Origin of the sequence: Nostoc paludosum FACHB-159, from assembly GCF_014698835.1 — a bacterium.
Classification (GTDB): Bacteria; Cyanobacteriota; Cyanobacteriia; order Cyanobacteriales; family Nostocaceae; genus Nostoc; species Nostoc paludosum.
The window spans coordinates 47,991-63,128 of record NZ_JACJTU010000036.1; the positions used below are offsets into that span (position 1 = coordinate 47,991).

The 15,138-nt window shown below is 42.6% G+C and carries 12 protein-coding genes; 6 read left to right on the forward strand and 6 right to left on the reverse strand.

Features of this window, described 5'->3' with window-relative positions; genetic code table 11:
- Positions 1-16: 16 nt before the first annotated feature.
- Together H6H03_RS27825 and H6H03_RS27830 are read left to right on the forward strand one after the other, a co-directional pair.
- Positions 17-2,191: a putative bifunctional diguanylate cyclase/phosphodiesterase gene (locus tag H6H03_RS27825; RefSeq protein ID WP_242058016.1), complete on the forward strand. Its 2,175-nt coding sequence runs from the start codon at positions 17-19 to the stop codon at positions 2,189-2,191.
- 557 nt (positions 2,192-2,748) lie between these two features.
- The gene (locus H6H03_RS27830; RefSeq protein ID WP_190958293.1) at positions 2,749-7,797 is read left to right on the forward strand and encodes a PAS domain S-box protein; all 5,049 of its coding nucleotides are present in this window, start codon (positions 2,749-2,751) and stop codon (positions 7,795-7,797) included.
- A gap of 400 nt (positions 7,798-8,197) precedes the next feature.
- Here the strand turns inward: H6H03_RS27830 and H6H03_RS27835 are convergent, their stop codons facing one another.
- Entirely contained in the window at positions 8,198-8,344 is a 147-nt protein-coding gene (locus H6H03_RS27835; RefSeq protein WP_190958294.1) for a hypothetical protein, read from the reverse strand.
- Between the two features lie 139 nt (positions 8,345-8,483).
- On the opposite strand from H6H03_RS27835, the gene sppA reads away from it, so the two are divergent.
- From sppA to H6H03_RS27850, 3 genes are all read left to right on the forward strand, one after another.
- On the forward strand, positions 8,484-10,319 hold the full coding sequence (gene sppA, locus H6H03_RS27840; protein ID WP_190958295.1) for a signal peptide peptidase SppA: 1,836 nt from the start codon (positions 8,484-8,486) through the stop codon (positions 10,317-10,319).
- A 6-nt stretch (positions 10,320-10,325) separates the two neighbouring features.
- Positions 10,326-10,499 carry a hypothetical protein gene (locus H6H03_RS27845; protein WP_190958296.1) on the forward strand — a complete coding sequence of 58 codons (174 nt, stop codon included), beginning with the start codon at positions 10,326-10,328 and terminating at the stop codon, positions 10,497-10,499.
- A 93-nt stretch (positions 10,500-10,592) separates the two neighbouring features.
- A complete protein-coding gene (locus H6H03_RS27850; protein WP_190958297.1) occupies positions 10,593-11,372 on the forward strand; it encodes a hypothetical protein in 780 nt (259 codons plus the stop codon).
- On the opposite strand, the gene H6H03_RS27855 is transcribed toward H6H03_RS27850, so the two are convergent.
- Positions 11,305-11,601, reverse strand: a complete 297-nt coding sequence (locus H6H03_RS27855) for a hypothetical protein (protein ID WP_190958298.1) — start codon at positions 11,599-11,601, stop codon at positions 11,305-11,307. The two genes, H6H03_RS27850 and H6H03_RS27855, sit on opposite strands and share 68 nt — an antisense overlap.
- Before the next feature lie 4 nt (positions 11,602-11,605).
- A complete protein-coding gene (locus H6H03_RS27860; RefSeq protein WP_190958299.1) occupies positions 11,606-12,136 on the reverse strand; it encodes a pentapeptide repeat-containing protein in 531 nt (176 codons plus the stop codon).
- Positions 12,137-12,401: 265 nt separating this feature from the next.
- On the opposite strand from H6H03_RS27860, the gene H6H03_RS27865 reads away from it, so the two are divergent.
- Positions 12,402-13,292, forward strand: a complete 891-nt coding sequence (locus tag H6H03_RS27865) for a hypothetical protein (protein ID WP_190958318.1) — start codon at positions 12,402-12,404, stop codon at positions 13,290-13,292.
- A gap of 167 nt (positions 13,293-13,459) precedes the next feature.
- Here H6H03_RS27865 and H6H03_RS27870 read toward each other — a convergent pair whose 3' ends face one another.
- The 3 genes from H6H03_RS27870 to H6H03_RS27880 all read right to left on the reverse strand — a co-directional run bounded on the left by H6H03_RS27870 (position 13,460) and on the right by H6H03_RS27880 (position 15,035).
- Positions 13,460-13,633 (reverse strand): element excision factor XisI family protein, encoded by a 174-nt coding sequence (locus H6H03_RS27870; RefSeq protein WP_190958300.1) that lies wholly within the window; start codon positions 13,631-13,633, stop codon positions 13,460-13,462.
- A 134-nt stretch (positions 13,634-13,767) separates the two neighbouring features.
- Positions 13,768-14,517 carry a class I SAM-dependent methyltransferase gene (locus H6H03_RS27875; RefSeq protein WP_190958301.1) on the reverse strand — a complete coding sequence of 250 codons (750 nt, stop codon included), beginning with the start codon at positions 14,515-14,517 and terminating at the stop codon, positions 13,768-13,770.
- Between the two features lie 143 nt (positions 14,518-14,660).
- Positions 14,661-15,035 carry a response regulator gene (locus H6H03_RS27880; RefSeq protein ID WP_190958302.1) on the reverse strand — a complete coding sequence of 125 codons (375 nt, stop codon included), beginning with the start codon at positions 15,033-15,035 and terminating at the stop codon, positions 14,661-14,663.
- Positions 15,036-15,138 lie beyond the last annotated feature (103 nt).

Here is a 15,138-nt window from a genome sequence, read left to right on the forward strand (position 1 = left end):
ATTCCGAGATTAGTCAATGGGTTACCAAGGAGATTGTCGGATGAGTGAAACCTTGAACGTCCTGATTGTTGAAGATTCCGAGACTGATGCTATGTTAGTTCTCAGTGAATTGCGTCGTGGTGGTTTCAATCCAATCTGGCAGCGTGTCCAAACAGCCCCAGAGCTACTTGCAGCCCTCAATAGCGGTAGCTGGGATGCGATCATTTCCGATTACCGATTGCCAGGCTTCAATGCTCCTGCGGCTTTGGAAATAGCCAAGCAAAGTCACAAAGATATTCCTTTCATTTTAGTTTCCGGCACAATTGGCGAAGTATTGGCTGTGGAAATGATGAAAGCTGGCGCTCATGATTATGTGATGAAGGATAACTTAAATCGATTGCCAGAGGCAGTGCGTCGAGAACTTCGAGATGCACAGGTAAGAGCAGAGCGCAAACAAGCCCAAAAGCTGTTACAAACATTAGCATCTAATATACCCGGAATGATTTACAGCCTTGTATATCATTGTGATGGTTCTACTGCCTTTGAGTATATCAGTTTGGGCTGTTTGGATCTTTTAGAGTTAACGCCAGATCGAGTTTTAGAAAATGCTTCTCTTTGCTTTGAACAAATTCATATTGATGACCGTGCAGGATTTTATACAGCCGCCAAACAAAGCGCTCAAACTTTAAAACCATTCTCTTACGAATGGCGATTAGTTACACCCTCTGGCAAACTCAAGTGGGTACAGACAAATGCTCGTCCTGAGTGTCAAGAGAACGGCGATATTGTTTGGTACGGTGTTTTATTGGATGTGACTGAGAAAAAACAAGCACAAGAGTTAATTATTCACAATGCTTTGCACGATCCATTAACGGATTTACCAAATCGGACACTTTTGGTGGAGCGGCTGGAACTAGCTATTAACCGAGCTAAACGAGTGGAAAGTTATCGTTACGCTGTTTTGTTTTTAGATTTAGACCGATTCAAAGTCATTAACGACAGTTTAGGACACTTAGCTGGAGACCAACTCCTCAAGGATATTGCTCAAAAGCTAAAAGCTCATTTGCGGGAAGTTGATTTAATCGCTCGCATTGGTGGTGACGAATTCGTAATTTTGCTAGAAGATATTCCTGGTATTGAAAAAGCTATTCAAATTACTGAGCGTATCCTCAAAGATTTTCAAACACCGTTGATACTGAATGATGCTGAGGTAGTGATCGGTACAAGCATCGGGATTGTTTTAGGAAAAAATGATTATTGTCAAGCATCCGATTTACTGCGGGATGCGGATATTGCCATGTATCGAGCCAAAGCTCACGAAAGAAGTTCCTACAAAATTTTTGATGTTAAAATGCATACTCAAGCAGTAAATCGGCTGACTTTAGAAACCGATATTCGCAAAGCTTTGGAACGAGAAGAGTTTGCCATTTATTACCAGCCGATTGTTGATATACTAGGCGATCGCGACGACAAGCAAAGCCAATCCCAAGCAGGGCGGCTGATTGGATTTGAAGCATTGGTGCGCTGGCAACACCCGACTCGTGGGTTTGTCTTGCCGAGGGAATTTATAGCGATCGCCGAAGAAACAGGGCTAATTGTGCAAATCGATCGCTGGATGCTTTACACGGCTTGTCAACAACTAGCAAACTGGAAAAAAAAGTTTATTAATCATTTGCCGCTAAAGATTAGTATTAACCTTTCTGCTCAAGATATTCGCCAACCCAGTTTAATTGAAGACATCGATCGCATCCTCGCCCAAACAAGTTTAACAGGCGATTCCATAGTTCTAGAAATTACTGAGAGTATGCTCATTGAAAATATTAGTAAGACAATTGACTTATTAACCGAGTTAAAAGCTAGAAAAATTCAGATTAGTATTGATGATTTTGGTACTGGTTATTCATCGCTCAATTATCTCCATCGCTTACCCACCGATAATTTGAAAATCGATCGCTCCTTTGTGAGTCAAATGCAAGAAGGAAACCGTAATTACCAAGTTGTGAGTAGCATCATTGCCTTGAGCAATCACCTTGGATTAGGCACTGTTGCAGAAGGTATTGAAACTCCACAGCAACTTCAATGGTTACAGCAGCTAGGATGCGAATTTGGTCAAGGTTACCTGTTCTCACAACCTCTCGATCGCCAAACAGCAGAAGCACTTCTGGCAAGTAAAACTTTATATTTATCCTCTAACTATCACAATCAGATGTGATTTTTGTACTTATTTGCTACCTTCAGGGAGTAGGGAGTACAAACGCGATCGATGGTGTCTTTAGGGGAATAGCTAATCAGCTTTTTGAATGCAAGAAGTTTTTTCAGTTAAATAGAAATCCCACATTGCGACTGACTTAATAAACAAACAGCCCATTAGCAGATTTTATTTTGGAATTTTTAAGATAAATTTTGGTAACTAATTTTTGTAAGTTTAGTATTTATCTGAGCAAATAAATGTTATATAGGAATCCGGTTTGATTACTGAAATGATTTGCGTAGGTAGGCAAGAGGCAAAAGGCAACAGGCAATAAATAGGATTTTCGGAAATTAAGGTGTACCAAGTTTTTTTCATAAATCAAAAATGATTCCTATAGCTTTAGAAGATTAATTATAAACTTGGGCTAGATATACTACATAATCCGAGAATTTTCTTCTAGAAAAAGAAGTTTACCCACTCAACAAAAATCTATCTATAGATAACTTACTAAAATTTGCAAACTAGCTTAGGGTGTATACAGCCTGTGCAATAAGTATTGGTTATTCCCTGACAATTTCATGCTCCATATTTATTATTCCCAATTACTGCGTTATGGCGTCGCCGTATTAAATGTCGCACTTGCGCTAGTGTTAATGCTGATGCTAGACCCCTGGCTAAGCATGAGTGGAACTCCTTTTCTACTATTTTTTAGCGCTGTAATGGTAAGTGCCTGGTATGGTGGCTTGAAATCAGGGCTGTTGGCAACCTTCTTATCTGTACTACTGAGCAATTACTTCTTCCTACCACCAGTTTATCAACTGAGTTTTGACTTATCCAATTCTGTGCGAATCGGGTTGTTTGCATTACAGGGATTGCTTTTTAGTGTGTTATGTGAAGCCTTAAAAACTTCTAAAAGAGGGGCTGATATAAATTTACAAAAGCTCAAAGTCTCTGAAGAACGATTTCGCCTAGCCTTGAGCAGTTCAGATATTGTGATATTTCAGCACGATCGCAATTTGCGATATCAGTGGATTCATAATCCTCAAGGTGGAGACACGGCACTAGAAATCCTCGGTAAGTCTGATGCTGAATTATTTCCTGCCTCAATAGCAGAGCAATTAACGGCAATTAAGGAAAAAGTATTAAAAACTGGTATTTCCACCCGTGAAGAGGTTTGTCTGCCAGTTTGTGGAGAAAACCGTTACTATGATTTGCTGATTGAACCGCTAAAGGATGCAGATAATAGCATTCATGGCATTACTTGTGTGGCTGTGAATATTACCCAACGCCAGCAAGCAGAACTAGAAAAAATCAGATTGCAGACAGAACTTCAGCAAGCTCTTCAGCAAAAAGATGAATCTTTAGCGTTGCTTAATGCTTGGCTGAGTACTTCACCAGTGGCGCTGGCTTTCCTCGATACCGAACTTCGCTACGTTTACGCTAATGAAGCTCTAGCAGCCACCAATGGTGTACCACTGAGCCAACATATCGGTCGCACCTTTCGGGAAGTCTTACCGGAATGGGCAGAGCAAATTGAGCCTGTGTTTAAGCAAGTGATGGCAACCAGGCAGCCCTTACTCAACCAGGAAATCAGCGGTGAAACTTATCCGCCAGGGGTCTATCGTTACGGTATTGTCAGCTATTATCCGGTGTGCTTACCAAATGGACAGTTGCTAGGAGTAGGGATTACATCCATTGATATCACTCAACAAAAGCAAACTGAGCAAACATTACGGGAAAGCGAAGCCAAGTTTCGCAGCGTAGTTGAGTCAAATATGATTGGCATTGGCTTTTGGGAGAAAGACGGCAAAGTCACAGAAGCTAATGATGCCCTATTGGATATGTTGGGTTACTCTCGTGCAGAATTAGTTTCTGGCAAACTTAACTGGCAAAGCCTGACTCCACCAGAGTATGCACCACTCGACGAACAAATATTTATTCAACTGCAAAACAGCCCCTTTTGCACCCCCTATGAAAAAGAATATATCCGTAAAGACGGCTCGCGTTTGCCGATTTTAATAGGTGGTAGCCATTTTGAAGGGACTCTCGAACGAGGAGCTTTCTTTGTTATAGATATTACAGAGCGCAAGCAGGCTGAAGAAAAACTGCGCTACATTGCCCAAGTTAGTAGCCTACTCTCTACTTCCCTAGATTACGAGCAGACCTTAGAACAAATCGCCAAAATTTCAGTTCCCCAACTAGCAGATTGGTGTAGCGTCGATATTCTCAATGAAGATGGCTCCATTCGTCGCCTACCAATTGCCCATGCAGACCCATCCAAAGCCGAATTGGCAGGTCAACTTCAGCAGTATGCTCAAGATTATAAGGGTACAAGTGCAGTTACTAGAGTATTGCAAACTGGGCAAAGCAAACTAATTCCCGAAGTATCTGACTCACTTTTAGTAGCAAATACTCAAAATCAGGAACACTTAGAACTTCTTCGGCAATTGGGGATGAAGTCTGTGATGATTGTGCCGTTAATCGCTAGAGGGCGAGTACTCGGCAGTATCAGCTTTGTCACCGCCGAATCAGGGCGTCGCTACGATCGCTCTGACTTGACTTTAGCAACAGATGTGGCCTATCGTGCTGCCTTAGCAGTGGAAAATGCCCAACTTTATCGCGACATCCACCAAGCTCTCGTACATTACGCCGAATCTCTGTCTCTTCTAGATGCCCTACTAGCAGCCGCTCCCGTTGCTGTATGCTTTTTGGATCGAGAACTGCGATATATCCGCATTAATCAGGTATTCGCTGACATTAACGGTTTAACCATAGAAGAACATTTAGGGCGCAAATTTCAAGAAGTCCTGCCAGAGATGGCGGCTGAGTTAGAAGTGCAGTTACAGCGGGTGTTAGAGACTGGAGAACCAGTACTGAATGTGGAAATTAGCACCCAGATCCCAAAGCGGCCAGAAAATTACGAACACTGGCTGGGCAACTATTATCCAGTCAACAATCGCATGGGCGAAACTGTGGGAATTGGGATAATTATGGCAGATGTGACAGCAGCCAAACAAACAGAAGTTGCCTTGCGAGAAAGTGAAGAAAGATTCCGGGCAATGTTTAACCAAGCTGCTGTCGGCATTGCTCTGGTAGCCTTGGATGGACGATTTCTTCAGGTTAATCCGGCATTGTGTGAAATTACTGGATACAGCCATGAAGAGTTAATTCAGATGAACTTTCAGGAAATTACTCATCCTGACGACTTAGAAATTGATAGACAAAATGCTGGGCGAGTTTTGGCACAAGAAATTAACGGTTATTCCCTAGAAAAACGCTACCTTTGCAAAGATGGTTCCATCGTTTGGGCAAACCTAACTTCCTCAGCAGTTTGGAATAGTAAAGGACAACTCAACTATGCGTTGGGTATTATCGAGGACATTACCGAACGCAAACGAGTTGAAGCCACGCAACAGTTTTTAGTGGAAGCCAGCACCTTGCTGGCTGCTTCATTGGATTATGAAGTCGCCATTACTAACGTGGCTAATTTAGCAGTTCCTACCCTAGCTGATTGGTGTATTGTAGATGTTTTTCAGGAAGACTGGTCGAGCAAACAAATTGCGATCGCCATTGCTGACCCGACAAAACGAGATATCTTAGAGAAAATCCAACGACGTTATCCGCCCAAAAGTGGGGCACAACAGCTTGTACAGCAGCTAAAGTTGGGAATATCTGTCTTTTATCCCGAATTATCTAACTCTCATCTTTTACAGATGGCTCAAGACGAGGAGCATCTGCAATTGCTACAAAGCCTGGGTATTCATTCTTTAATGGTGATTCCAGTGCGTTCCCGCGGCCAATTATTTGGCGCAATTTCTTTTTTTACAGCCGAGTCATGTCGGCACTACCAACCAGCAGACTTAGCTTTAGCAGAAGATATTGCTCGTCGTGCTGCTACAGCCATTGACAATGCCAGACTCTACCAAGAAACTCAACAGGCAAAACAAGCAGCTGAGCTATCCGTCAATCGTACCGTACTTTTACAAAGCATCACCGCTGCCCTCTCGGAAGCCCTCACTCCCCAAGAAGTAGCTGATGTGGTGATGAACCAAGGAATTACTGCCTTGGGAGCCTCTGCTGGTTCCGTTGTCTTACTGACTCAAGGAAATACTACCTTGAAAGTTGTTCAAGCAAGTGGTTATCCCCAATCACTTATAGATACCTGGGAAACTTTTCCCATTACTGCTCCTAACCAAATCGCCGAAACAGTCAGAACTAAAAAGCCGATTTTTTGCCAAAATTTAGAAGCCTTTATGGCAAACTATCCCAGCTTAGCTGATGCCGCGGCTTTAACTCTTAATAATGCCTGGGCTTCCATACCCATGACGACAGAGGGTAAAGCCATTGGCGCACTGGGATTTAGCTTTGCTAATGCCCAAGCATTTAACGAAGAAGACCGGAGATTTATGTTGACATTGGGGCAGCAATGCGGACAAGCCATCGCCCGCGCTCAACTTTACGAAGCAGAAAAAACTGCACGGGCACAAGCTGAAACTGCCAACCGAATTAAAGATGAATTTCTGGCAGTTCTTTCTCATGAATTGAGAACTCCCCTTAACCCGATTTTAGGCTGGGCAAAGTTACTGAGAACCCGCAACTTCGACGAAGCAACTAAAATCCGTGCCTTAGAAACAATTGAACGCAACGCCAAGTTACAAACCCAACTAATTGAAGACCTACTGGATGTGTCGCGGATTTTACAAGGCAAATTGAGTTTAAATCTTCATGCCGTGGATTTGAAAGTTGCGATCGCCGCTGCTCAAGAAACGGTGCGTTTAGCCGCCGAAGCCAAATCAATTCAAATTGAAACAGTGCTCAATGATGTTGGCAAAGTTTTAGGCGATGGCGATCGCTTGCAACAAATCATGTGGAATTTACTGTCCAACGCTGTTAAATTTACGCCATCAAAAGGACGAGTAGAAGTACGCTTAGAACAAGTCAACTGGGATGCTCAAATCCAAGTAATTGATACAGGTAAAGGAATCAGTCCAGAATTTTTGCCTCACGTCTTTGACTACTTCCGCCAAGCAGATGCCAAGACAACCAGAATATTTGGCGGACTGGGATTAGGACTAGCAATTGTGCGTCATTTAGTTGAACTTCACGGTGGTACAGTTGAGGTAGACAGTCTAGGAGAAGGACAAGGGGCAACCTTTACAGTGAAACTACCTTTGCTCAAAAGTTCTGATTTAGGAGTTCCCAGCCCGGAATCTTCTGACTTGGAACTAGATAGTGAAGAATCATTGCTTTTGGGAGTCCAAATTCTGCTTGTGGATGACCAAGAAGATGTACGTGACTTTTTTAGCTTTGCCTTAGAACAGTATGGAGCAACCGTAACCGCAGTTACATCAGCAACTGAAGCATTAGAAGCGCTAGGTCAGTCAAAACCAGATATCTTATTAAGCGACATTGGAATGCCCTTGATGGATGGCTACATGTTGCTGCGCCAAGTGAGAAAATTGCCGCCAGAACAAGGTGGAGAGATTCCGGCCATCGCTTTGACTGCTTATGCTGGAGAAATTAATTATAATCAAGCACTAGCGGCGGGATTTCAGAAACACCTACCGAAACCTGTAGAACCATTAGATTTAGCTAATGCGATCGTCAATCTAATTCGTAATTCGTAATACTTGCCTCCAGCGATAAGCAAGCTACGTAATTCGTCCTCATAAATACTTTTGCGGCTAACACCATAGTCGAATCAAAGTGGTGTATTGCGATCGTCATACCAATTGACGAAAAATATGATACAAATACAAACACTAAAACCTATGTAAAGTCTGACTTTCTGAATGCAAGAATTTTGAATTTTGAATTGGTATGACTACTAGTATTCCAACACTGTTGATCCTGAGTATCCTGATTTTCCATCAGCAGATAAGACAAGCTACTAGTTAAATGCTACTTATAAGAAAATGATTGAAGGAGGGAGGAGGCTCATACTAATTCCAGAAAAAAATGAAACAGATGCGTAGGTTGGGTTGAACGAAGTGAAACCCAACACATACAAGACTTTGAGGTGTTGGGTTACCCTTCGGGAAGCCGCCTCCGGCGTCTACGTTCCTCAACCCAACCTACATCTACATCAGATTTTTCGTGAAATGGTATCAGTTGGCAGGAGGCAGGAGGTTTTGCCTCAGTTGGAGATTGTAACCCCTCCTGAACAATAGCCACGCTCACTTTTGTGAGTGTGGGGGTCTTAGACCCTTGAACATCCGCTTACAGCAGGAGTGAGGGGTGAGTTTTCCTCCTGCCTCTTGCCCCCTAACTCCTGCCTTCATCGATAAAGCAGTAGTGAATAGATTTAGAAGATATGACTAACTTTTTTAAACAAACTTTTGCTAGTTTAATTGGCACCGTACTGGGACTAATTGTTTTCTGTGGTCTGGGAACCACTGGACTGTTCTTGCTGCTGTTGGCTGCTACCTCCACTAAAGATACTGGGCCAGAAGTGAAAGATAAGTCAGTGCTAGTTTTTGACTTGTCGATGAAAATTACTGATGGCGAACCTAATTCTGGCGAATTCTTTCAGAATGCACTCTCAGGTGTAGCTGAGGAGAGAATGACACTGCGTAAAGTTGTGGAAACTTTGGAAAAGGCGCGGCGCGATCCGCGAATTGTGGGTATCTATATAGATGCAAGCCGCGCCAGCGAAGGTAGTGATGTCGGTTATGCTTCTCTCAAAGAAATCCGCAGAGCGCTAGAGGAATTCCGCACTACTGGCAAAAAAATTGTCGCCTATGGCAGTAATTGGACTGAAAAGGAATATTATGTGAGTTCAACCGCAAATTCCATCGTCCTTAATCCCTTGGGATTGATGGAAGTCAACGGTTTGAGTTCGCAACTGATGTTCTTAACAGGAGCATTGCAGAAGTATGGTATTGGCGTTCAAGTCGTGCGGGTGGGGAAATTTAAGGGAGCAGTTGAACCGTTGATCCTCACAAAGCTAAGTCCAGAAAACCGCGAACAAACTCAGAAATTATTGGATGATGTCTGGGGAGAGTGGCGTGATGCTGTTGGTAACACTCGGAAAATTCAACCGCAACAGTTACAGGCGATCGCAGATAATCAGGCTTTCTTAGAACCAACACAAGCAAAAGATAGCGGTTTGGTAGACCAAGTAGCATACCCCGATGAAGTGGTGAGTGACCTGAAAAAGCTTACAAATAGCGACAAAGACGACAAAACATTCCGCCAAATTAACTTGAATGATTACGCACAAGTTTCCGGTAAATCTTTAGGTGTAGAACGCAACTCAAAAAATAAAATTGCCGTTGTTTATGCTGAAGGTGAGATTGTCGATGGTATGGGTGAAGATGGACAAGTAGGAGGCGATCGCTTTGCCAAAATCTTTAATAAACTGCGACAAGATGAAGATATAAAAGCTGTTGTCCTGCGAATTAATAGCCCTGGTGGTAGCGCCACCGCAGCCGAAGTCATGCAGCGAGAAGTGAAATTAACTCGCCAACAAAAACCAGTTGTAGTATCGATGGGCGATACCGCCGCCTCCGGTGGTTATTGGATTGCTAGCGACTCTAACCGGATTTTTGCCGAACCAAATACAATTACAGGCTCAATTGGCGTGTTTGGGATATTACTTAATGGGCAAAAACTGGCAAATGACAACGGTATCACCTGGGATTCAGTCAAAACCGGACGTTATGCTGATTCTGAAACAGCTTCTCGCCCGAAATCGCCCCAAGAATTAGCCCTTTATCAGCGTAGCGTTAACCGGATTTACAACATGTTTCTCAATAAAGTTTCCCAAGGTCGGAAACTCCCAGAACAAAAAGTAGCAGAAATCGCCCAAGGACGGGTTTGGTCAGGTGTAGCGGCCAAGGAAATTGGTTTAGTAGATGAGATTGGTGGGTTGAATAGTGCGATCGCTTATGCCGCTAAGGAAGCGAAACTAGGAGAAGATTGGGAATTACAAGAATATCCCCGCTTTAGTACCTTTGGAGAACGCTTTTTTGGGCGAGCAACTCAAGAGGTGCAGGACACTTTAGGAATTGAGCCAACCCAAGTCCAAAAATCTCATCCCCTCACCGCCGAATTCCAAAAACTCCAACAAGAAATCCAAATTCTGCAAAAAATGAACGACCCACAGGGAGTTTATGCCCGCTTACCTTTCAACTTGAAAATTGAATAAATGGGCATGGGGCAAACAGGAAGTGTGGGAGGTGTGGGAGGTGTGGGAAGCATAAATTCTCTTCTCCCGACATTCCCTACACTCTCTCATCTTCCCAGTCCCCAGTCCCCAGTCCCCAGTCCCCAGTCCCCAGTCCCCAGTCCCCAGTCCCCAGTCCCCAGTCCCCAGTCCTTCCCCTAAGACGCCCTGTCAAAGATTTTTTAATTCTGTGGAGAATACCGAGAAGCGATTACTTAGTGTAAATTACATTAAAGTCTTAAATGGAGATTGTCGATGCAACTTCTCGAATGTCCTCGTGTTGCAGTCATCGCCGGAGAAAATGCGGTTCACGTTTCTCAACTACCCCCTACATGGCAAGAGATTGCGAGAGGAACCACGAGTGTGGGGCTTTCCGATCCCCAAAGTTATGTTGAGATGGCACAGTTATTTCTATACAAATTAGAGCATGGTGACGTTGATTTGTTTAGCGATCGCCCCCAACTAGCTCACTTAATACCAGCCTTCTCCCAAATCTTTGCACAACTAGCGTGGGAAACCTTGGAATTTTTTGCACAAGACTTTAAAAAAGACAGCTACCCGAATTTTGCAAAAATTCTCCGGGATGTGGAATTAAAGGGAATCGAGTATGCCGAGCAAGTAAAAGTAGCTCGTATTGGTATAGATTTATTCAATGAATTTGGTTATGAACTGCCTGCCAGTTTCTATCATGTGCATTTAGCTCCAATTTACCGAGATCATGTTTTTGAAGAACGCGCCTTACGATTTGACCCTCGTGATATAGAACATAAGCGTTCTTGGGATGCCATACTCCATGCAGGCAAGGTATTTGCCATTCAAATGAAAGTGCAAAGTATTGCTTCAAAATATGGTTTTACTTATCAACATGGCTGCGGTTGCAACTCTCACCTCTCTTCCATCGATCCTGCCCGTGGCGCATTTGAGTATGAGTTGAGTCCCGAAAAGCGTCAGCGATGGATTCGCAGTTTCATCTGGACTGCTTGGTATGAGTATGCCTTCTTTGCGATCGTACCGAATACGAGTTATTTAGTCTAAGAGCGACTGGGGACTGGGGACACTTCGACAAGCTCAGTGCATCGCTGAGGACTGGGGAGTGTGGGGAGTGTGGGGAGTGTGGGGACTGGGGACTGGGAAGATGAGAGAGTGTAGGGAATGTCGGGAGAAGAGAATTTATGCTTCCCACACCTCCCACACCTCCCACACCTCCCACACCTCCCACACCTCCCACACCTCCCACACCTCCCACGCTTCCTGTTTGCCCCATGCCCTTAGACATTCTCATCCAAAATTGTCCCTTCTATATTGGCTCCCTCTAAATTTGCTCCGCTTAAATTTGCTTGGTTTAAGTCTGCTTCGCTAAGATTTGCTTGGGACAAGTCGGCTACCGTTAAATCTGCACCACTCAAATCGGCTCCATTTAAGTTTGCAGCAATTAAGCTTGCTTGCTGTAATTCTGCCTCGGTTAAGTTAGTTTCAATCAGCTTGGCAACTGTCAAATCAGCCTGACTCAAATTAGCTCCATCTAATGTTGCTCCATCTAAGATTGCTCCATCTAAGATTGCTCCAGTTAAGTTGCTACCGCTGAGGTTTGCATCACTCAAATCTGCTCCGTTCAAGTCTGCCCCAACAAAACTAGTTTGTGCTAAATTTGCGTGACTCAAATTAGCTCCGTCTAAGATGGCTTTATCTAAAATTGCGCCTTTGAGGTTAGCTTCTCTGAGGTTTGCCTCACTCAAGTTGACACCAGTAAAATCTCTTATACCTGCGGCATAATTTTTTAGGAGTTGTTCTGCTTCCATATCTGTTTTGCGTCTGTTGCTGTGGTAAGGAACGTTGAATTGAAGCTACCCAGACAGGCAGAGATCCCCAGCACGCGCTACATGAGGATCTATTTGGTTGAGTGATAGTGAATCAGATTTATCTACTTTAGCCATTCTCAACTGTCAATACTACTACCTAGAGTTATGAAATAGTTTCATGCTTGGGAGGGATGTTTTGGAATTATTTAAGCATTGGTGCAAAGCGATCGCTATACTCTATTGTGGTATTCGTCTGGCACAGGTTATGGCAAAACCAATTCGTATTCTTTTGCAGACTACGATTCCTAAAACTGAAGATGATTGGAGTATTTTTCGTTTCTCAATGTTGCAAGATTACTTAGCATCAATTAAAGATGAAGCGGGAAATTCTTTATTTGAGGTTACGGGACGCGATTACGAGCCTAATACAGTTGGGGATGACCCAGTATTAAGTACACTTGACAAATCAGATTTTGATGAACTTTGGCTATTTGCCTTAGATGTCGGTAACGGTTTAACTGAAAAGGACATTGCCGGAATTAATGCTTTTCGGCAACGCGGTGGTGGTATTCTGACAACACGCGATCATCAAGATATGGGTTGTTCGATGTGCGGTTTAATTGACATTGGCGATGTCCATTATTTCAACACAAAAAACCCCGATCCTGATGAATCTCGCTGGAGCCGAGATGATTCATATACAACTTATATTTCTTGGCCTAATTATCATTCTGGGGCTAACGGTGATTATCAAAAAATTACCATTGTTGAACCCATTCACGAACTTTTGAAAAATCCCAATTCGCCTTCGGGATATATCGAATTTTTTCCCGCTCATCCCCACGAAGGCGGCATTGGTGCCCCTTTAGCTAATGAAAATGCGCGAGTAATAGCCTTAGGGAAAAGTTTAGTTACTGGTCGTAAGTTCAATCTGCTTGTAGTAATTGAGCATCATCAAGATGCACAAGGAAATAGATTAGGACGAGCAGTAGCTAATTCCAGCTTCCACCATTTAGTAGATTACAACTGGGATATTGAAAAAGGCTGTCCTACTTTTGTAGATGAACCGCCGGGAGATGGTATGAAAAAAGAGCCACGCGCTTTGGAAGATATCAAAACCTATGTGCGTAATGTCGCTTTCTGGCTAGCAAATTAAACAATAATATTCCCGATAAGATTTTAGATTTTGGATTGAACATTCAAAATCTAAAATGTAGGGTGTGTTATGGCGTAGCCTAACACACCTTTAATTCTTGACGGTGCGTTAGCCTTTGGCGTAACGCACCCTACATGTATTTCTCCAAATCAAATATGAGTCCTATATTATTCGTTCTTTTTTTTGCCGTTCCAACCTAAAAAACACCAAATATAGTGGTGATGATTCTCATCAAATACTAGGCAACTTTCATCATTTAAATTTGTTGATCCAGATGCCCAATTATGATATTCCGTTAAAACTTGTTTGATTGCTAATTTGTATTCTTCTAGCTTATCCATTGTAATATTACCTCATTCTCTATTTGAACTTTAGTTCAAGCCAGGGAGAGGTTCGTCGAACTCACGTTAAATTTTTAAGCGATCGCTCTATTTTCTCAACACTGAATTAAACTGATATTTTGTAACTCCAATATCTAATCCCCAATCCCTTTGACACACTCAATACCAATTATGGGTACACAGTCAATAAAATCCTGCCAAAACTCTTGACCAAATTCTTCTACACCTTCAGGAGAAAGTATTGGTTTTTGCCAGCGAACCTCTTGGAAACCAACACTCCGAAATGCCCATTCATAAGTTTCTGTGCTGAGATAATAGTTATCAAAGCTAAATTCCTGCCCATTACCATAAATTGTATATGTTATCGGTGTGCCTTCTATTAATGGTGAGTTGATACTTTTAATAAATCCATATTTTTTAGTTGCAAGATAAGATGTAGGCGGCTGAGAAGCATTATTATTCATAGTTACAAAACGACCACCTGGTTTCAGATTAATAAATATGCTCTGACACATTTTGAGTAATTCTTCTCTCGTTTGAGCATAATTTAGGAGAAAGGAAGCTGCAACTAAATCAAAGTTGCCAATTTTTCCGAGTTCGAGTACATCAGCAAGAATATATTCAATATCTTGAGATTGGGTAGCTTCTTCTCGTCTTGCGAGTTCAATCATTTTTTCAGAAATTTCTACTCCTACCACCTTTGCTGCACCTTGGAGTTTGAATTGTCTGGTGTAGAATCCTTCGCCGCAAGCCAAATCAAGGATTGATTTGTCAACTAAATTACCAAGCATATTAAAGTATGTATATGCTTCAATATGCAAGCGAAATGGCAATTGTTTGGATTTTTTATACTGCTCGGCTATGGAGTCATAATAAGCTGTCATTGGTATCTACTCAATTTATAAAATGTTTGTACTAATTTATAAGCTAATAATCATTTAAATTGCATCAGAGCGTCTCCCCTTCTCCGTGTCCCCGCGTCTTTCTAAGGCTAAGGATTATGCAACTTAAAGGCAGACTAGCTTAATCAGCACCAACCCAATGCTTCACTGATTTGTCCTGCCAGTTTCAGGGGACGAAAAGGCTTAGCAAAGACAGCAGCTACATCTAAGCCTGTAAAGCTATCTCGATCTGAATCTTGGACTTTAGCAGTTAGTAAAATTACTGGAATTGACTGAGTGACAGGGTTAGCCTTGAGTTGTTGCAGAGTGGCACGCCCATCCATATCAGGCATCATCATATCTAATAAAATAACATCAAGCTTAAAGTTGGCAGCTACCTTCAACGCTTCTCGACCAGAACAAGCAGTCAAGACGTTCCAACCAGCACCCATTTCTAATCCCAATTTTGCGATCGCTTGCACATCTTCTTCATCATCAACAATTAAAATACTTCTGTTCATAGTGTCACTTTCGCATGATATGTGATGCTGGTTAGCTTGACCGTTCTGGAATTATTCTAAAATGCGATCGGGGAAAAGTAGGGTAAGACTTTTGTTCTTTGTC